At 67.0% G+C, this 19,219-nt stretch carries 12 protein-coding genes; 7 read left to right on the top strand and 5 right to left on the bottom strand.

Annotated features, from left to right (window positions below; all coding sequences use genetic code 11):
- Window positions 1-50: 50 nt before the first annotated feature.
- Window positions 51-335: a peptidase inhibitor family I36 protein gene (locus tag ACFV15_RS07450; protein ID WP_378349333.1), complete on the bottom strand. Its 285-nt coding sequence runs from the start codon at window positions 333-335 to the stop codon at window positions 51-53.
- A 758-nt stretch (window positions 336-1,093) separates the two neighbouring features.
- Between ACFV15_RS07450 and ACFV15_RS07445 the strand changes: the two genes are divergently transcribed.
- Genes ACFV15_RS07445 through ACFV15_RS07435 form a run of 3 tightly spaced genes read left to right on the top strand, consistent with a single transcriptional unit; the run spans window position 1,094 to window position 3,559 of the window.
- Window positions 1,094-1,399 (top strand): hypothetical protein, encoded by a 306-nt coding sequence (locus tag ACFV15_RS07445; protein WP_378349331.1) that lies wholly within the window; start codon window positions 1,094-1,096, stop codon window positions 1,397-1,399.
- A 5-nt stretch (window positions 1,400-1,404) separates the two neighbouring features.
- On the top strand, window positions 1,405-2,319 hold the full coding sequence (locus tag ACFV15_RS07440; protein ID WP_378349330.1) for an MBL fold metallo-hydrolase: 915 nt from the start codon (window positions 1,405-1,407) through the stop codon (window positions 2,317-2,319).
- 40 nt (window positions 2,320-2,359) lie between these two features.
- Window positions 2,360-3,559, top strand: coding sequence for a hypothetical protein (locus ACFV15_RS07435; protein ID WP_378349328.1), 1,200 nt, complete (start codon window positions 2,360-2,362; stop codon window positions 3,557-3,559).
- A 535-nt stretch (window positions 3,560-4,094) separates the two neighbouring features.
- On the opposite strand, the gene ACFV15_RS07430 is transcribed toward ACFV15_RS07435, so the two are convergent.
- Window positions 4,095-4,781, bottom strand: coding sequence for a hypothetical protein (locus ACFV15_RS07430; RefSeq protein ID WP_378349327.1), 687 nt, complete (start codon window positions 4,779-4,781; stop codon window positions 4,095-4,097).
- A 681-nt stretch (window positions 4,782-5,462) separates the two neighbouring features.
- Between ACFV15_RS07430 and ACFV15_RS07425 the strand changes: the two genes are divergently transcribed.
- Together ACFV15_RS07425 and ACFV15_RS07420 are read left to right on the top strand one after the other, a co-directional pair.
- A complete protein-coding gene (locus tag ACFV15_RS07425) occupies window positions 5,463-6,296 on the top strand; it encodes a hypothetical protein (protein WP_378349326.1) in 834 nt (277 codons plus the stop codon).
- Window positions 6,297-6,631: 335 nt separating this feature from the next.
- Window positions 6,632-7,126 carry a CAP family protein gene (locus ACFV15_RS07420; RefSeq protein ID WP_378349325.1) on the top strand — a complete coding sequence of 165 codons (495 nt, stop codon included), beginning with the start codon at window positions 6,632-6,634 and terminating at the stop codon, window positions 7,124-7,126.
- Window positions 7,127-7,213: 87 nt separating this feature from the next.
- On the opposite strand, the gene ACFV15_RS07415 is transcribed toward ACFV15_RS07420, so the two are convergent.
- On the bottom strand, window positions 7,214-15,376 hold the full coding sequence (locus ACFV15_RS07415) for a hypothetical protein (RefSeq protein ID WP_378349323.1): 8,163 nt from the start codon (window positions 15,374-15,376) through the stop codon (window positions 7,214-7,216).
- A gap of 62 nt (window positions 15,377-15,438) precedes the next feature.
- Window positions 15,439-15,744, bottom strand: coding sequence for a hypothetical protein (locus ACFV15_RS07410; RefSeq protein ID WP_378349321.1), 306 nt, complete (start codon window positions 15,742-15,744; stop codon window positions 15,439-15,441).
- Between the two features lie 673 nt (window positions 15,745-16,417).
- Here ACFV15_RS07410 and ACFV15_RS07405 point away from each other — a divergent pair.
- Both ACFV15_RS07405 and ACFV15_RS07400 read left to right on the top strand, forming a co-directional pair.
- Window positions 16,418-16,879: a Rieske (2Fe-2S) protein gene (locus ACFV15_RS07405; protein WP_378349320.1), complete on the top strand. Its 462-nt coding sequence runs from the start codon at window positions 16,418-16,420 to the stop codon at window positions 16,877-16,879.
- A gap of 4 nt (window positions 16,880-16,883) precedes the next feature.
- A complete protein-coding gene (locus ACFV15_RS07400; protein WP_378349319.1) occupies window positions 16,884-17,363 on the top strand; it encodes a DUF2231 domain-containing protein in 480 nt (159 codons plus the stop codon).
- A gap of 129 nt (window positions 17,364-17,492) precedes the next feature.
- On the opposite strand, the gene ACFV15_RS07395 is transcribed toward ACFV15_RS07400, so the two are convergent.
- Window positions 17,493-19,133: a histidine phosphatase family protein gene (locus tag ACFV15_RS07395; RefSeq protein ID WP_378349318.1), complete on the bottom strand. Its 1,641-nt coding sequence runs from the start codon at window positions 19,131-19,133 to the stop codon at window positions 17,493-17,495.
- Window positions 19,134-19,219 lie beyond the last annotated feature (86 nt).

Genomic DNA, 19,219 nt, shown 5'->3' with positions numbered 1-19,219 from the left:
CCGCGATGAGCGCGGCAGCCGCGATCCGGACGACACGTTCTAGGCGCGCCCTAGTCGAACGCGATGGACTGGGCGCGCTTGTCCAGCTGGGGCCCGACGTAGGGCGTGTCGGACTTGTACGGGCCATCCTTTTTGCCGTCGAGATTCGCGCCGGTGTAGAGGTACAACCAGCAGTTGCCCCACGCCTCGACCGAGGAGATCCGGTTCGCCCACTTGTAGTTGGCGAGCTTGACACTGAAATCTTTCCCGTTGCCGTTCTTGCACGGATGCGGCCCCATGAACGTGTACGAGGCACCATGGAAGTCCTGGTCCTCGAACACCCTGCCGATGACCACGTCACCCTCCACCGTGGCAAGACGGTTCCCCTGCGCGGCCGTCCCCGTGAAACAAGCCTGTTCACCGGTTTCCACCCGCACAGCACACTGAGTCATCGACGCGGCCGTGGCCACCGCCGGAACACCGACCCCGAGACCGACGACCGCCACCACCGGTAACGCAACACGATGTATCCTATGAGCACGCATCGCTTTTCCCCCGAGACGAATTTTGGAACGAGCGAACACCATGATTCAGCTCCAGACCGGAAGCGGAAGTGGCAACTTTGTCGCCGCCTGAATTATGGACCTAAAAAGCGTCGCACCACCAGGCCTTGCCGGAATTTTCCGGTATATCCAGAAGCGCTCCGACACGGCGCAGGCGCAGTTCGCATAATTCGACTTCTTCTTCGCGTCGAACGTCGAATTATCGATCGAAACCGTCGAAGGACAACTTTCGAATCGAGCGGCAGTTGCGCGACGCGAGTGGAGGTATTCGCCTCAGCGGACCGGAGTGAGCGGTCGACACCCTGCGGCCAAGACCCCGTCGCCGACCAGGATTTCGACACGCTCCGATTCGAACGACGCTTTCTTCGCAGGGCAATCCGCCAAAAGGATGAAGGTCTGCCAGAACTCGGCCGATTCGAGGGCCGCGCCAGGCCATGAACGCGCAGTCGATTTTCATCCATACCATCTGGCAGGATATCGCCGGAGCAGAGCAATTCACCAAAGAGTCAAGAATTGCGCGAACTTCCTCCACGGCATGAACAAATCGCCGAGTGCGTTCGAAAACCGCTTCAGCAACACTCGACCGGGCTCGACAAGAACCGGACCCCGTCGATCACGCCCCCGACGGAGAAGAACCCGAATATATCTCATCAACACCGCACGCGGGGCAGGTACGCCATCCGAAAAATGCGGAAATCGACCTGCGCAGCCTGCGACGATCCGACGCCGGATCTAAGCTCGGCGCCATGATCATCAGCTCCCTCGCTGCCGTGCTGACGAGGCCGGATTTCACCAGCGCCGAGTACCGCCGCGGCGAGCTTGACCTTCCGGTTCTTTCCCGCGGCGAACGGGGCTGACGGCGATGGAAACCGCACTGCGGGAAATAGCGGCGGGCGTCTACGCGTGGATCCAACCGGACGGGACCTGGTGGATCAACAATGCGGGCGCCGTGCACTCCGGCGGCGAGATCGTTCTCATCGACCCCTGCGCGACCGCCCGCCGCACCAATGCCTTCCTCGACGCGCTCGACAACGTCACGGACGGGGCACCGATCCGGCTCGCGGTGAACACACACCTGCACGGCGACCATGTGTACGGCAACGCGCTGCTGCCCGCGTCGACCACGATCGTCGCGCACGAGAACACCCGGCTCGGCATGCTGCAGGACACCATCCTCGCCAACACACCGCCTGCCTGGTCGCCCGCACCGGACTGGGGCATCAACACGGTGCGCGTGCCGCGGATCGGCTTCCAGGACGAGATCACCCTGTACGCGGGCGACAAGCCCGTGGTGCTGCGGCATCCCGGCTATCCGGCGCACACCGTCGGTGACGCGGTCGCGTGGCTGCCCGACGAGCGGGTGCTGTTCGCGGGTGACCTGCTCTTCCACCAGGTCACCCCGATGATCGCGATGGGCTCACTGGACGGCGCGCTGCGGTCACTGCGATGGCTGGCCGCCTTCGATCCCGCGTTGGTGGTGCCCGGCCACGGCCCGCTCGTCGACGCCACGGAGTTCACGGCGGTGCTCGCCGCGCACACCCGCTACTACGAATTCATCAAGGACACGGCCGAATACGGCAGGCACAACGACCTGACCCCGCTCCAGGCGGCCCGTGACGTCGACCTCGGCGAGTTCGCGGACCTGCCGGACGCCGAACGGCTCGTGCTCAACCTGCACCGGGCCTACGCGGACGCCAACGGCTCGGACGTCGACGTCGCGGCCGCGCTCGGCGACGCGATCGCCTACAACGGCGCGCCACTGTCCTGCTCCGTCTGAGCCACTCTCGAACAAGAGCCACGATTCACAGACTTTCGGCGTGAGCCGGTACCACAGAACGGATCGGATAGTGCTGGAACTGCCGGTTGTCGAGACGCACGCCGACCGGGCATCGCCCAGCCCGCCGAAACACCCGTACTTGCCGCTGATGGCGCACTACCTCGCGGTGCGCGCGTTCGGCGTCGCGATCCTCGCCCTGATGGCCTCGTACCGTGACATGTCGTTGCTGGACCGGCTGACCGCCTGGGATGGCTGGTGGTACCTGCACCTGGCCCGATACGGCTACACCGCCGGCCTCGATGGTCTGCTGGACGCGGCAGGCAAGCCCTACCCCGACGCGCCGATGGCCTTCTTTCCACTGTATCCGGACCTCATCGCGCTGGTGTCGAAACTGCCGAGCGTGAGCCCGACCGGCGCCGCGCTCACCATCAGCGCGGCGGCCGGGATGGCCGCCGCCGCCGGACTGGGGCGGCTCGCCAGGTTCGTGAGCTCCAGTCCGCACACCGGGTGGATCTTGGTGACGTTGTGGGCAGGGGCCCCGATGGCGATCACTCAGTCGATGGCTTATACCGAGTCCCTCTTCACCGCGCTGGCTGTATGGGCGCTCGTCGGGGTCGTCGAGAAACAGTGGTATCTCGCCGGCGTCTGCGCCTTCTTCGCCGGGCTCTGCCGATCCACCGCGAGTGTGCTGATCGCGGTAGTGGTGGTGGCCGCGCTGATCGACCTCATCCACCGCCGTGCTACCTGGCCCGTGTCGTTCGCCGCAGTGCTGAGCCCGCTGGGCCTGCTCGGTTACTGGGCTTTCGTCGCGCAGCGCACCGGCAGTCTGACCGGCTGGACGGACATCGAGTCGCGGGGCTGGAACACCCGGTTCGACTTCGGCAGGGAATCGGCCACCGAGCTGACCAGGCTGCTGCTGATGCCGGACTACCCGTTGTGGATGCTGCTCGTCTGGCTCACCGTGGTCGGGGCTGTGGTGCTGGCCGCGGTCTCGATCCGCCGCATTCCGTGGCCACTGGCCGCCTATTCGATCGGCGTGGTGCTGTTGATCATCGGCACGATGGGCCTGCCTGCGGCCAAAATGCGCTTCCTCTTGCCCGCCGCGACGCTGCTTATTCCGCTCGCGCTGGGGATCATCAAGCTGAAACCCCGAACGGTGTACGTCACGCTCGCGGCCTATGTGCTGGCCGGCGCCTGGATCAGCGGCTACGGCCTGACCGTGTGGCGATACGCCATCTGATGCCTGGCCTGCTCAGGGATATTGGGGCGGAAAGCCGAACGTGGTGGGTCCGGCCTGAGGCGAGCGTGTGCGTCCTCGGGCGTGGCTGAACGCAGGAAAGCCACTTTCCGCAACGTTCGACGTTGCGGGAAGTGACGGTCATGTCGTCCAGATCAGCCAGTCAGGGCGCGCACATGGGTCGTGAGTGTCGCCGACGGGCAACACTCACGACACGGTTCACACGCCGCGTTTGGCCTTCCACTCAACTGGTGCGCCTGGTGGTTTTACGTTCACGTCTTGCCATCTGTCGACAGGTGGCGTTGTCGCGTGCGCAGATGGACGACACTCGGCGAAAACATCGCGCACCCCAGATCGGTGTGTCGTCCATCCCGGTACGGGTGGCGTCCATCCGCGTGCGCCCGGCGTCCGTTCCGGAACACGGGTCATCGCCATCTGTCGACAGATGGCGAAAGACAAGCAGGATCACGCGGCATTAGCACCCAAGGCGCCACAGTGCGGGACACGGAATGTTCGCCGTGTCCCGCACTGGGAGAAGTCAGTAGGGGCAGGGGTACGCGGCATACATCGGGCCACCGCCGTACGGGTAAGCGCCGTAGGGATTGGGGTAGGCGCCATACGGGGTGGGGCCGTACGGGTTGTAGCCCGGGTAACCGTAGAAGGCCGGATCGGGGTAGGCCGGGGCCTGTGGTGCCGCGGCGGTTTTCGGAGCCACGGTTTTCGCGGTCGCGACCTTGGGGGCCGTGGTTTGCGGAGCCGCGACCTTGGCAGGCGCGGCCTGCCTCGGGGCGGGGGCGGCGACGCGAGCAGGCTGGACGTCCACGTGCACGACCGGCTGGGCTTTCGGCGCCGCCGGTTTGCCCGCGCCGCCCTGCGCGATCTTCCGGATGGAGACCTCCTGCGGGACAGGGTCGGCCTCCGGCTCCGCCGGTCCGCTGGTATCGGACTTGCCATCCGCGATCAGGCCGTTCAGCACGCCTGAGCCGCCATCCCTGGCAGAACCCGGGTTCGGCATTTCCGGTGCCTCCGGCGCTGGCCGCACGTTCGTGCCCGACGACGTCGCAGCTGGATGAGCCGCCATCGGCCGGCCTGTCTGGTCAGTGGGCGATTCGCCAGGGGCGAACACCAGGACACCCACCACGCTCAGCGCGACAGCCGCTCCCGAGCCCGCCATCACCCAGCGGCCTCCGGAAGCTGCTCCCGGATCCGGCACAGAATCAGGCATGAAAACCTCCTAAGCCACACCCATCACGATCGGGTCTCAACGGCATCTTTCCCGAACAGTAAAAGGACGAGCGAGAGCCTGTACATGCGCTGATTGAGGAATTACGACGTCATGGCCTGCCAGTACGCCCTGGTTCCCGCGTCAGTGTGCACCTTGGAACGCGGGGCGTCACCACGCCAGGCGACTTGCCGGGTCCTCGCGTACGCAGCCGGTGCCGTTCACAAAGAGGGCCGTCGCCTTCCGCATTCTTTCGCCGAACAAGTGGACGAGTTCCCGGCCGCCGGCAACATGGGAGCGCTCCCATTCTAGCACTGGTCGCGCGCGAGTCAACCCGCCATCCGTCCGCTATTCATGTCCGATTCGACGGCCGATCGACTAATCGCGCGAAAGCGCTTTCAGCAAAGGCGGCTCTTGTCCCAGCCATTGGTTGACACTCACTTTACATCGCGGTTAAAGTTCCGAAAGATTTTCCGAACGGTCCGCTCGCCCTGCCTCCCCACCGCCCCCGGGACGTGACGCGTATGCGTAGATCAGCAGCCCTTCCCGCCTCTCGCACACCTGAGATCGGCGTGTCGTCCATTCGTGTACGCCCGGTGGCCCTTTCGAAACACGGATCATCACCATCTGTCGACAGATGGCGTAGTGCAAGCAGAATCACGCAACATTAGGAGTAGTGATTCCATGAAGGCACGAAAGGGCTTCACCTTACTGGCCGCGCTCGCCACCGCGCTGTCACTGGCCACCGCGCCCGCTGTCGCGGCGAATCAATGGAACCCGCCGTCCACTCTGGTCAGGCCGGTGAACGAGGTCTGGCAGCATGTCGAGAGCACGTATGGCAACCTCTACGGCTTCCGGAACTATGGCTGGGATCAGATCATGGCCAACCGGGGCAGCATCAACTACTGCGTGCGGTGGGACTCCGACCAGCCGGTCTCCGCCGCGCTGCGCGACCGGGTGCACACCGCGCTGGCCCGGCAGTTCAAGAAGTGGATGGACGTTCAGTTGGAGAATGGCCAGGGCTACAACAACTGGCCGTACCAGCAGATCCCGCTGAAGGTCGTCGGCTGGGCCGTGCGCGATCGGAACACACTGCAGTGGACGGACAACTCCGTCGACATCTACACCGGAAACATCAACGAGAACGCACCGCAGTGCGCCCCGGAGTGTGGCCGGTTCTTCAACCAGAACGGCAGCTATCCCCGTTGCCCCGGCGGAGCGGCCCGTCACTACGACATGTCGTTGTGGCTCACCAAAGGACTCGGCGGCGGAGCAGGCGGAGACTGGGGCCAGCGGATCGGCAGCGAGTACTACGTCAACGCGCTCAACAGCGACAACATCCACATCCTGTTGCACGAGATCGGACATTCGTTCGGACTCGACGACTTCTACGACTGGACACCGACCGGCGTCGGCGGCTTCCTGATGAAGGCGGGCAGCGCGACCCAGATCACCGAGTTCGACAAGTGGATGTTCCGCGACTTCTGGCGGCATATGAAGAACCGCTACGGCCTCTGATTTTCGGGCATGCCACGTTCACCCTGCCACTCAAGCAAGTGGGCACGATCCCGGCCATCAGCCAGGATCGTGCCCACTCGCCCACGTCCGACATCTCCCCTTTTCGGACTGACGCCCGGTCGAACGCGCATGTGGACAGTAGAGAGCGTGTCGGCCGAATATCTACCCTCTGTGACACGCGCCATCCACGCGGTGGCAGCCGCGAATCTCATATCCGCGAAAGCAGGAAAAATTTCAGCCATTCGCCAAAAACAATTTCAAATGACCACAGCGCGTGAACTATTGCTTTCCTTCTACGCTTGTGTCACAAATTCACCATGCGAAAACTTATTGCCATGATGACCATTGCCGTCGCCCTTTGCGCCGCGGCTCCTGCCGCGCAGGCCGCCGACCCCGTCGGTGCCGCTGTCACCGCTGCCAACAACTACCGCGCCCGCCACCATGTCCCACCGCTGCGGCTCGACCCGTCTGTCAGCCGAGTGGCGCAGGACTGGGCCGCACAGCTCCAGTCCAGGGGTGGACTCCAGCACCGTCCGGACACCCAGTACGGGGAGAACCTCTTCTGGGGCAGCAGCGGCAGCGAATCGGTGGAGCGAGTGGCACGCCTGGCCGTCGACTCCTGGTACGGCGAAGGCCGCGGCTACAACTACGCACAGGACTACACCGGTTCGAACGGCGCGCTGCATTTCACCGCGCTGGTCTGGAAGTCGTCCACCCGGGTCGGTGTGGGCATCTCGCAGGGCCGCAACGGTACCTACGTGGTGGTGAACTTCGCTCCCGCGGGCAACGTGGTGGGCGAGTTCAGGGCCAACGTGCTGCCTCCGCGCTGATCGCCGCCTACCACTTCCTTCCCTCAGCCGGCGCCCGGCCGATGAGCCGCAGGGGTCGTGAGCGGCGCCTTGGCGTCCTGGCGGGGATCACTCGGGAACATCGCTGTCCTTCGGGTTTCCTTCCTCCGGTGCGTGGGCAGCGCGGACCGCGGGTTCCTCGCTGAGCGAAGTCGGAAGCATCAGGTACAGGCCGTTGGGGACATGCACCCGAAGCCAGCCGTGACGGGCGGATCGGATCACGACATCGACGTCGCTCCGGTAGTACCGGAAGGGCCGCGTGCTGCTGACGTTGCGCTCCATGATCTCCTGTGACTCGGTGGCCTGTTCACCGGCCACCTCCGTCTCGTACTCCAGCGGCAGCCGCCCCGTCGCTCCCGTGCCTTCCTCCGAGTGGCCTGCGACGATCGGTCCGAGCCCGAATCGGCCGCCACGGTTCCCGCCGCGAATGTGCTCGTCGAGTTCCCGCCCCTGGTTGTAGTGGCGTGACAGGATGTCCACGTCGTATTCCGGCATGGGCGTGACCTGCTTGATCCGCAGGCCGACGTGCACCTCCTCCGCGCCGACCGGCACCGAGTAGCCGAGCCGCAGCAGGGACGGCATGTTAAGTCGCATCAACACCTCGTTGGTGAAGAGGTCGTACAGCATCCCTTCGACTGTGGTGGCCTCCGGCCGCCAGGCCCCCGGCTCGGCCAAGCCGGGCCTCGACAGCGACGATGCTCCGGCCACCGCGGCCCAGCGGTGCACGGCGGCGACCGCGGGCAACGCCCACGGGTGGCCGTGCTCGATGGCCAGGTCCACCAGTTCCTGGTTCAGCGGTTGCGGCTCCGAGGACTCCCACGCCGGGTCGACGCCGCCTGTTTCGGCCAGGCTCCGGGGCAGTGGCGGTCCGGGAACGATCAGGTGCCGGGGAACGATCACGCGCACATCGCCTTCGGACACGGCCTCGAACCGCTTGTCCGTCAAGGAAGCGTTCTGCCGCCCGGCCGCCACTTCGTGCCGGTTCCCGGTCCAGCCTGCCGTGTGCGAGACCTTGCGCAGGCCCCGCACCGGGGCGCTGAACAGCTCGGGCTGCTGGCGGCTGAGGCGCATCTGCACTCGGAAACGCTGGCGGAGCTGGAGTTCGACGGACGGGCCCTTGGTTTGACCCCAGTAGATGTCCACATTCTTGTCGCTCTTCTCATGGCTCTTCTCCGAGCTTTCGAAGTAGCCGGCTTTGCCTTCCAGCCCCCCGGACTGCGATCCACCGAGCCACGCACGCAGGTCGGCGCCCACCTCGCCCTCCGTTGACCGCGACTCGCTGGTGGACTTTTCGGTGAACGCCTTCCCACGCAGCATCGCGGCCATCTCCGGCCGATCCATTTGCGACATCGGTTCCAGCGTCTCCGCGGTGACCCGCGCCCACAGATACCGGGTGGAACCGAAAGCCGATTCGAGCGGCCACCACCGCATGACACCGCTGGTGTTGAGCAGGGTGAACTGGTTCAGCAACGCGCTGGACGAGAACGAAGCCTCGAGCTCACGCAGGATCGGGGTGGGCACGTGTGCGACGCCGTCGACACCGGACCGCAGCACTCCCTGCTCGGTCAGCCACTGCTTCATCGCAGGCAGCACACCCTCCGCGTGCAGCACCTCCGGATGGGTCCCGCCCGGCAGCAACGCGAGGTCGAAGTGGCCTTCCGGCGCCTTCGGCTCGACGAGGGAGACACCGTCCGGCACCGGCAATCCCAGGTCGAAGATCCGCCGCTGCGGCAGCACGAACTCCACCCCGTCCTCGACCTCCACCACCCGGGTCGTTTCCTGCATGCCGTGTGGACGGCCGGTCAGCCGGTCGACCACACTTCCCTTCTTCCAGCGGCTCAAGGTGATCTCGAAGACCGGGTCGGCGCGGTAGCTGTGCATCGGGCCGCTGTAAGTGCCGCGGGTGATCCCGACCGGATAGGTCGCGGAGCCCTTCTCCGACTCGTGCTCTCGCACCACCGACCCGCCACCGAGCGCGTAGAGATGACCGGCCAGACCGTGGCCGCCCCCTTCGGCGGCCGCACGCGTGCTCACGCCTTCGTCATCCATCATGTCGGCAGCGGCACCCAGCTTCACCGACAGCCCCACATGCGCTCCCACACCGCCTGCGCGGACGCGCTTGTCCGTGCGCGCGTACTTCGCCGCGGTGCTGGTGTTCTGCCACATCTGGAAGGTATTGCCCTCACCGTGCGCCATGACGTGGCGAGGATCCTTGAACACCACCCGTACCCGCAGGGCCTGGTGCCGGCCGTCGGTGCCGTCCGGTAGTTCCATCAACCGTCCGCCGGCGCTGGTCAGCGCCGTGAAGTGGGTCGCCAACTCGGTCGGAGAAAACATCTTCCGCAGCTCGGCGGGCCAGTTTCCGCGCTCCGCCAGCCAGTCCTCCGTGAGCTGGTTGGCCTGCCGGTACAGATGCGCTGCCATCCTCGGCACCTCGGACACGGCGAGGAACGACCGGAAGACCGCGCCCGTGCCGTTGGTGCGGAAGTCCACCGTGCCTTCGGTCGGGAGCTTCCGCCACAGGGTGATCCGGCCGACCCCGGCCGCCACGTCCACGGGGATCGGCCGCGGCGGGGTATGCAGCTGGGGAAGGGCGACGCGGGCCACCACCTCGCCCGGTTTGTCGATCCACCACCGCACCGACCGGTCACCGCGGCGCACGGACAGCTCGTACACGACGTTGTAGACGTGTTCGTCCGCCTTGCCGCCCATCTCGGTGCGCTGCGACGACTTCGCCGAGCCGGAGAACTCGTGCTTGGTGCCGCCGCCGAAGCTGCCGATCAGGCCTGCCTGCCCGAGCTGCACCTTCAACTCCGGCGTCAGCTCCACCCTGGCGCGCACCCCCAGGAAGCCGCCGATGGTCCAGCTGGTGTCCCGGTGCCCGTCGACGGTCATGATCTGCGAGGCACGCATGTTGATCGACATGGCGCGTGCGTCGCCGCCGGTCACGCCACCGACTCGCTCCAGCAGCGTCGCGGTCGCCGACAGGTGGTACGTCTCGTCGCCGACCCGCACCGGATGCTCGACGCCCGCGAGCAGCTGGGGCAGGTCGCCTTCGAGCACCGGCCGTCCGAACCCGCTCAGCAGCACGCGGTCCACTCCGGACAGGTCGACCCTGCGCTTGCCGGTCCACTCCTGGTGCTTCTGCAGGAGAACCGTGCGGAGCTGGTCGTGGATCAGCTCCGCACCGGGGAGGCCGTTGGCCGAGGCGAACCCGATGCCGCGGCGTGACGCCAGCGCGATGGACTCACGCGGGTCCGGCTCCGCCAGCGGCGCGTCCAGCCGCGCCGGACGTTGGTAGGCCGACTCCGGCAGGCCGGCGCCGTGCTCGCTCACGTCGGCGAGCGCGGCACGCACGTACGACCGCGCGCCGTCCTGGCCCCGGAGCAGGTGCGCGTCCTCCCCCAGCAACCGGCGTTCGAAATCGGCCGCTTCGATGGCCGGGACCCCGATCTCGGTCGGCACGATACGCACGACCGGTTCGATCTCGTGGGTGGTCGACCGCGGTTCGACCGTGACCCGCAGCCAGGCCCGGTAGCGGGACTGGTCGTCGACCGTCTGCAGCACCGTGTGAATGCTGGTCTCTTCGGTGAGACCATGGCCCGTGGCACGGGTCATGCCCGCCCTGACCGCCACGAATTCCAGTGGCGCGACGTTCACGCGTGCCCCGAGCTCGAAGCCGCTCTTCCCGCCCCGCTCCCGCTGGACCTTCACCGAGCCGCCGGAGTCCTCGCGCACCGCGACCTTGGGGGTGTCCCCCAGATACTCCAGGCCCTCGACGACCGCGTGCAGAGCGACATGGCCCTTGAACGAGCGCCCGAGCCCGACAGGGAAGCTCACCCGGTCGGTGACCACCTCGTTGCCCAACAGGAACCGGCTGCGGTTCATGACCGCACGCTCGTTCAGCAGCGCGAGGGTGTGCTCCGCGAGTGCGTGCGTGCCCTCCGGCGGCAGGCCCGCGGCACGCAGCCGTCGCTGGAACTCGGCGGCGATCGGAATGAGGTCGATGGCGTTGACGACCTCGTGTGCCCGATGCGGGCCCGCGACCGGGCCCGGCTCGGGCGGGACGACATGGGGCGCCGGTTTCAGCGCGCCAGGGTTGGTCAGCACCTTCGGCAGATCAGCCGTCACCCGCGGCTCCGTCACCACGTCGTGGAGCCGTTCCTCGCCGTCGACGAACACCCGCACGTGCAGGCCGCCGCGGAACGGCCTGCCCTGCAGCATCCAGATCTTGCGGTCGAAGATGACGTAGCGCTTGGTGCTGGTCCCTTCGGTGCGATGCGCCGACATCCCGACGTACGGCGTCGACGCCACCGTGGAGACCAGGTGCGCACCCGTACTGGCGGTCGACAGCATCATCGCGTCGGCCGACATGCCGCGCAGGGAGTCCGAAACCTCGGTGGTGGTCAGCGTCCCCCAGTTGACGTTGTACCGCTGGATCGGCGTGGCTTCCGCCGGTGGCAGCGGCTGGACGTCGCGCAGCACCGGCCGCAGCCACACGGTGTGACCGTCCGCCGTGGTCAGCTGCCCACGCTGCAGCGCCGTCTCCCAGAAGTCGAGTTCCTTGTTCCGTTCGGCTTCGTGCGCGCTGTGGTCGCCGGACGTGGTGCCGGTCTGCGGGCCCTTGAGCAACTTGTCCAGCGCGGATCGGATACCCGCGGCCAGCGCGGGACTGTCCTCACCGCGCGCCACGCCGTTCGCGATCTCGGCCGTCCAGTGCCGAACCTGGCTCTCGCCCCAGCGATCTGCCTCGCTGATGGCCACCTCGCCGAGCGAATCCATGCCTTCTTCGCTGACGTACCAGGGAAGTTCGGCATGGGGCGGTGCGATGACGGGCGGGGCCTCGGCCTCACGCTTCACCAGTTCGCCGATCGTCAGCTGAGGGCTCTCCGGCTCTCCGGCAGACTCACGAGCACCGTCCGGCGAATCGGGAAGTGCCGTCCGCGGAGATTCGGCGACAACCTCGGTCACGCTCTGGTGCGGCGTCAGGGTCACGGTGATCACGGCCCGCCTGCGTCCGGACCTGCCGTCCTCCGGGGTGACACCGGCGGGATACTTCCGCCCCTGTGAACTGGTTTCCACCGAGAAATCCGCGACAGTGGGGGTGACAGGCCGTTCGGCGGCCGCCCTGGCCAGATACTTCTCCAGGCTGTAGGTGAAAGCCTTCTCGGCCGCCCTGGCACGATCAAAACCGTTGCGGTTGGCGCGTCCGTCGCTCGGCTGCCCGAGCACGGTGCCGTTGGCATGTCCCTCGACGGTGACCTCGGGCAGTGGCCGCTTCGCGTCGAACGCCGTCAAGCCCTCTCGCACGGTCGATGCCGCCAGCGCGTCGATGGCACGGAGCTCCTCCGACGACAGCCTGCTCGATCCTTCCTTGAACTGGATATGCCGCCCGAACCCGGTCGTCTCGACGACCCGGCCGTCAGCGGGGTCCACGACCAGTCGCTCGAGTGCCCGGCCGTCCGCTGACACCGACACCAGCGCGATGGTGCCGTCCGGCCGTACGTCGACCGGGAACCGCTCTTGCGGGCGCTGCTCCGAGCTCACCAGCGTCGGAGCCTGCTCCGGTGCCGTGAGGTCCTGCCGCAGGGTGCCGCGGTCGCCCTCCACCCTCACTTCCGTGGTGGTGAGCGCGCCTTCGGAGCTGAAATGGAAGCGGCTGCCCGTGGCTGTGTCCGACACCGTGAAACCGGCAGGCAGACGCTCGGCGAGCGGCCCGTCAACCGGCTCCACGCGGTAGCGGCGCATCGCTTCGGCCGGACCGGTCAACTCGACCGCGTGTGTGCTGTGGCCCGCCCCCTCGGAGACACGCACGTTCAGGTCGCGCAGCAGGGATTCGAAACCCACGGCGGGCGCGTGCAGTGCCGGTTGCCGCACCGCTTCCTCGGAGATGGTGGCCAGCGGCCTGCCGTACTCGAGCTCGGTGGGTAGCGGGTGATCGCGCACCACCGGACCGGAGTCGATCACGTTCTCGATCGTCGCCAGGTATTTCTGGGGAACGGCCGGTCCTGATTCCCGGGTGATGTCGGACATGATTCCCGAGTTGTCGGCTTTCGCCGCGGTGTCCCGGAAGACCGAGTCCGGGTCGAGGTAGGTGTCCGGCAGCCCGGCGAAGTGGCTCAGCTCGTGCAGCGCCAGCCGGTCGTTGCGTGCCGCTGCCTGCGCCACGTTCTCGTCCTGCAAGCGGAAATGCAGCTGATCCGATCCCCCGGGCGCTGCCGACATGGTCAGCTCGATGGCCTCTTGCCCTGGTGTCGCCGAAGTCAGCCGGAGGCCGACGTGCAACTGGTCCCCCGACCGCGGCAGCAGCAGCCCGCCGTTGAACTGCCGGTCGAGCGCGGCACTCCAGCGGCTTTCGAACTCCGGCAGCCGCTCCGGCGAGACTCCCTCGCCCAACCGCACCGGCAGCGCGAGCGTCATGTCACGCACCCAGCGGCCGTCGTCCGACTGGATCCTGCGGACCTCGGCCGAGATCCGCGTGGCGCGACCGGGCACCGTGCCATCGCCGGCAGGCATGCCCCTGGCTGGCTCGAACCGCTCCGTCCGCAAGTGACCGGCGGGCGCGTTTTCCCTGCGGGACAGCCACTGCTCAGGCCGCACCGGATTCGTCACCGGATGTACCAGCTGCGCAGGCTCCCGGCTACCCGTCGCGTGCGACGTCTCGGGCGGCGCGGCGGCCGCGGCGTGGCCAGGTTGCGGCTGTCCGGCCGTGTGCTGCCCGCTTGCGGATACGGCGGAGGGCGCACCGGCGGTGTTCGCGGGCTTGGACTGGTCCACAGGCGTGGTGAGGAAGTCGCGCAGCCCGGAAGGCCTGCGGGTGTCCGGCGCGGAGCGCTCGCCGGGCACCGCGACCTGAGGCGGCGTCCTGACGCCGGGGATATTCCGCGCCGTGCCCGCGCCTTCGGTCCGCGTGCCGCTGTGAGTCACCGGCGAGCTTCGCGCGGTGGTGCCGCCGTCCACGCCACCGGAGGTGACCACAGGCTGACCACCCCCGGCCCGCGTCTGGTTCGCCTCAGTGGTGACTACAGGCCGACCGCTCTCGGCCCGCGGCTGGTTCGCCTCAGCCGTTGCCCGCGTCGCCAGATTGTCACGCGAGCCGGGGGCATGCCCGCTTTCCGGCCTTGTGGCGTCCCGCTCCGAGCGGCTGCCTGGCACCACAGGCGCGGCGGTCGTCGGCACCTGCGCCTTGGCACTGGGCGCGCTACCCGCGGCCTCGGACACGAACCCGACGCCCGCGCGCGGCAACGGCACGCTGTGCACGGGTGCGCCACTGCTCTTGCCAGGCAAAACAGGCAGGCTTTCGATAGCGTCGATCTTGCTGATGGGCTTGATGGAGGACGCTTTCATCCGCGGCGCGTGCACGTCGGCCCTCGACAGGTTCCCCAGTAGCCCGTCGAACGCCGATCCGCTGTTGTGCGTGGCCTTGTTGATCCCCGGTGCGAGCGCGGTGATCAGCGCCATCTGGCCTGCCGAGTAGCCGAGATGCGCGAACGGCTTGAACCAGCCGGGTGCGACCAGCCGTCCTTCGGTGAGCGCGCGCGAGAGCACCTTGGACACACCTGCCCCGAGCCCCCACGCGGCGCCACCGATGACTCCGCCGATAGCGGTGTTCTTCAGCGACTCCGTGTCCAGCCCCTGACGACGGCCCGCCAGGATCTGCCCTGCCTGGATCCCGAGGTCCAAGCCCTCCATGATGGCCGTGTTGATCACCGCGTACTTGACCATGTTCGTGGCCAGGGTGCGCGCGATGTTCACGAGCCCGAGCTGGGCGAGGCGGCTCAACAGCAGCCGCAGCAGCGCGCCGATGCCGAGCCTGGCCGCGGCGACGACGACGGGCACGAAGACAGCGCCGAACAGCGACGCCAGCAGCTCCGCGATCGCCACGGCCAGCAGGCCCAGCTGCACGATGATCATGATCTTGGCTTTTTGAATGTCCGCAGCGGCGTTCTCGGTCAGCTTGGCGAAGTCCCCCGCGCCTCGCCGCAGTTCTTCGATACCGGCCGGAAAACTGTCGAGGTTCTCCCCGATCTTCCGGGCGGTATCTCCGTCCATCGCGTCGGAGAAGGTCTGCGCTTCCGACTGCAGTACCGGCCCGATGGACAAAAGAGACTCCGCGAATTGGGCCCACGCGGCGCTCATCGCGCGCAGCCCGCTCTCGTCTCCCTCCGGCCACGGCATGCCGACGGTGACTTCGAGTAGCTTCTGCAGGCCGTGCGGAAGATGCGTGGGCACCCGGGTTCCTTAGTGGTTGGTTTCGAAACCGACCACTAAGGTCGAATTTCTCGGCGCGCGGCTCAAGGGAGCGTCGCGGCGTTCGCTTCGTCCTGTTCCAGAAGGGAAGTGACGGCACTGTCGATGTTGCCTGCCGTCGCATTCAAGTTGTTCCCGACGACGTCGGCGTTACCGTTGTACGTCGTAAGGTTGCCGAGGTAACCCTTTTCGAATGCTTGCCCGAACTTGTCGGAACCCCAGCACTTTTCGTGCTGCTGGAGCGTGCCACGCAGGGTCGACACGAGGCTGACGTATTCGCCGTGGATGGCTCGTAGTTTATCCGCCTTGTGCCGTACAGCCTCGACATCGATACGCGTGATGCCAGCCATAATGGTTCCCCTCGCTCAGAATTTCAGCAGAAAGTACAGGACCGCGAAAGTTTCACGGGATCGGCACCGCGGACCCATGAACGACCGGCCGGGCGGCTGAACTGGCGACCAGGACGTGAAACCTGGGACAGACCAGAACACACAGCAGCGCTCCCCGACGACGGCGGACACCGTCGGGACGCGATCGCGGGACGAACGTTGGCCAGCGGACACAGTGGCATCATGACACCCGCCAATCGAGACCCGCAACACTTTTCGGCTCGCAATCAATGAATTATTCGTCCACTTGGTCCGTTAACGCCCCATATCGTCAACATTACGTTCACAAAAGCAGACTATGGAATTCAGAATACTGACACAGATATTCCGCATTGCGCGGATTGCGTTCCAGTCCGCAGGCACGTCCGTCGATGCGGCCGTCTGCCATGACACCGCGTCCGGCGCCGAGCAGCCCGGACGGCACTGCCGCCGCGACGACCCCTGCGGCAGTAGCGAGCAAACCGAGGGATTCCCCCCTTCTTGCGACGAAAAGGCATCGGGAGACGGAGACACGGAAGGTCATGGCCGATGATCCCGATCAACCTCGAAAGTGTGGATCAGGCGGTCCCGGCTCGCGTAGTGGGCCGGGACCACCGATTATGACCACATTTCCCACCACGGCAGGAGAACACCCATGGCCAACGAAACGCCGAACCTCGACCGTCGGACGATGCTCAAGACGGCCGCCGTTGTGGCGGCCGCGGGCACGACGGCGGCTGGTCTCGCTGCCTGTTCCGGAGCAACCGAAACCAGCAAGTCGGCCGGCACCGCACCGGCACCGAGCCCAGCCGCGGGTTCCGCGGGCGGCACCGTACTCGGTGCGGCCGCCGATATCCCCGTCGGCGGTGGCAAGATCTTCACCGAGCAGAAGGTCGTCGTGACCTGCCCGTCCGCCGGAACCTACAAGGGTTTCAGCGCCATCTGCACCCACAAGGGCTGCGAGGTCAACGCCATCAAGGACGGCGTGATCGCCTGCCCGTGCCACGGCAGCCAGTTCAACGTCGCCGATGGTTCTGTCAAGACCGGCCCCGCCGCCGCCCCGCTGCCCACCGTGACGGTCACCTCGCGCGACGGCCAGCTCGTACTGGACGCCTGACACGGTGCAGTACACCTTCTTCGGGTTGCCACTGCACCCACTGGTCATCCATCTGACGGTCGTGCTGGTCCCACTGGTGGCACTCGCGCTGGCGCTGCAGGCGCTGGTTCCCCGCACTCGCCGTCAGCTGCGGTTGGCCACGCTCGCCGGCTCGCTCGTCGCCGTGGCCACCGTGTTCGTCACCACCGAGTCGGGTGACCGGCTGCGGCGGCAACTGCCGGTCAACGACCTGGTCGAACGCCACGCGGCACTCGGCAACCAGCTGCGATGGTTCACGATCGGGCTCGCGGTGGTGGCGATCGTGTTGTTCGCGCTCACCAGTCCCCAAGCCCGGCCCGACCGAGTCAAGGTCGCACTGGTCGCGGTCAGCGTCCTCACCGTCCTGCTTTCCGCGGTGACCGTGGTCCAGGTCGTCCGCATCGGGCACAGCGGAGCCACCGCGGCTTGGGAGGGCATCGCCAACCTTCCCGTCCGACCAGGCTGACGAACTCACAAGGTGGTCCTGCCCGTTTTAGGCCATCTGTCGACAGATGGCCTTGATCCCTGTTCCGGGTTACGCCACCTGTCGACAGATGGCGAGACATCAACGTAAAGCCACCAGGATCACGCGACGCTACGCCATGGCCAGGCGTAGCGTTGGGTTTCCGGTGGAGGTGACCGCCAGTTTCAGGTCGCGGGTGTGTTTGCGTACGAAGATGAGTTCGTCCGCGTACATGGCCAGGAAGAAGCCGCACGCGACCGTGGGCGCCAGCAGCGTCAAGTACCCGCTGGTGGCGTGCAGCAGCCCGCCGGCGAGCGCGAACCAGAGGAAGATGTTCGGGGTGCTCTGGGTGATGAACAGGTCGCGGGCGACCCGCGGGCCCAGCGCGCGCCACCGGGAGAATCCCAGCACCGCCAGCCGCACGGCCACCAGCACCGCGACCACCGCGACGGCGTCCTCGGCCAGCCCCGCCAGCCCCGCCAGCTCCGCTGAGCTGGCGAGCCCGGAAAACCCGGTCGCCGGGCTCAGCGCGAAAGTCGCGAACGCGGCCAGCGGCATCAGCGACAGCCCGCCGAGCCAATTCCAGTTCGTGCTGAGCTGCCCTGCTCTGATCGGGTCACGCCTGCGCAGCCCCTGGGCCAGCACCGCGGGCAGCACCATCGCGCCGAGCAGCACCCCCGCGTAGCCGGCCAGCGCCGGGCCGACCGCGCCGAACCGGTCAGGTAGCCACCACGCCGCCGCCAGCAGAACCACCGGGAGCACCACCGACGCGGCGATCGCCTGCCGGACGCAGGTGAAGTAGTCGCCGTCCCACAGCAGCGACAAGGCCGGGGTGAGCAGCGCCGGCGGCAGCAGCAGGAACAGTCCCAGCAGCACCAGCGGCACACTGGCGCTGCTCCAGATCAGGGCCAGTCCCGCGATGAGCCGGACGAGCGTCAGCGGCAGCATCACCCGCAGGCTGTGCCCGAGTCCCCGCGCGACCCCGGAATGCACCCGGAGCATGCCGAAGAACGTGCTGACCGCCAGCAGCGCGGTCAGCACCACGGAGAACACCACCGGCGGCACCGGTACCCGCAGCGTGAGCTGGGCGAGCACACCGAACACGGCCGAACCCGCGACGAGCACCGGCAGCCGGATCTCCACGATCTCACCGAAATCGTGCACCGCCGCCGACGCCGCCGGAGCAGCGCAGATCCGCCGCAGATCCGCCTCCGACAACGGCCTGGCGTTGGGAATCTTCAGGTCGCGATACTTCTCCGGCGGCATCCCCGACACCACGAGCGCGAACATCTCCACCACATACTTGTGGGTCACGACCAGCACATTGTGGCCGGCCTCGGACAGCGGACGCAGCACGGACTCGTAATAGTCGCGCACCCGCTCATACATCCGCGCCCAGCTCTCCCCACCGGGAGGGCAGCCGGTATGACTGTGGAAATACTCGGTGTAAGCCCGGAACCCGACACTCTTCTTGATCAGGCTCTTGTTCCGCGCGGTGAACACCCCGAAATCACGCTCCACCAGCTCCCCCGAGACCACGGTCTCACCCGGCCGGGTGGCCAGCTCCCCCGCGATGATCGCCGCCGTGTCACCGGCCCGGTCCAGAGTGGACACATGGACCTCGTCGAACCGTACCCCCAGCGCCGCGACGCGTTTCCCGGCTTGGTGCGCCTGCCGCACACCGAGTTCCGTCAACGGCGTGTTCTGCGTACCGGCGAACAGATTCTGCTCATTCGCCACGGATTCACCATGACGCACGAAGTAGATGGCCATCGCTGTGTAGTCCTCACTGGAGTCATTCGGGAGCCGAAGAACAGCCGGTCGCCGATGACCTGCTAGGAGTTGGACGTTTGAAACTT

Origin of the sequence: Amycolatopsis sp. NPDC059657 (assembly GCF_042734395.1) — a bacterium.
Classification (GTDB): Bacteria; Actinomycetota; Actinomycetes; order Mycobacteriales; family Pseudonocardiaceae; genus Amycolatopsis.
This window is presented reverse-complemented; position numbering and strand designations above follow the sequence as displayed.

What these genes read in the sequence shown, in the direction of transcription:
- ACFV15_RS07440 (WP_378349330.1), top strand. Translation starts at nt 1,405, where the DNA reads ATGGAAACCGCACTGCGGGAAATAGCGGCGGGCGTCTACGCGTGGATC.
- ACFV15_RS07430 (WP_378349327.1), bottom strand. Translation starts at nt 4,781, where the DNA reads ATGCCTGATTCTGTGCCGGATCCGGGAGCAGCTTCCGGAGGCCGCTGG.
- ACFV15_RS07425 (WP_378349326.1), top strand. Translation starts at nt 5,463, where the DNA reads ATGAAGGCACGAAAGGGCTTCACCTTACTGGCCGCGCTCGCCACCGCG.
- ACFV15_RS07420 (WP_378349325.1), top strand. Translation starts at nt 6,632, where the DNA reads ATGATGACCATTGCCGTCGCCCTTTGCGCCGCGGCTCCTGCCGCGCAG.
- ACFV15_RS07410 (WP_378349321.1), bottom strand. Translation starts at nt 15,744, where the DNA reads ATGGCTGGCATCACGCGTATCGATGTCGAGGCTGTACGGCACAAGGCG.
- ACFV15_RS07405 (WP_378349320.1), top strand. Translation starts at nt 16,418, where the DNA reads ATGGCCAACGAAACGCCGAACCTCGACCGTCGGACGATGCTCAAGACG.
- ACFV15_RS07395 (WP_378349318.1), bottom strand. Translation starts at nt 19,133, where the DNA reads ATGGCCATCTACTTCGTGCGTCATGGTGAATCCGTGGCGAATGAGCAG.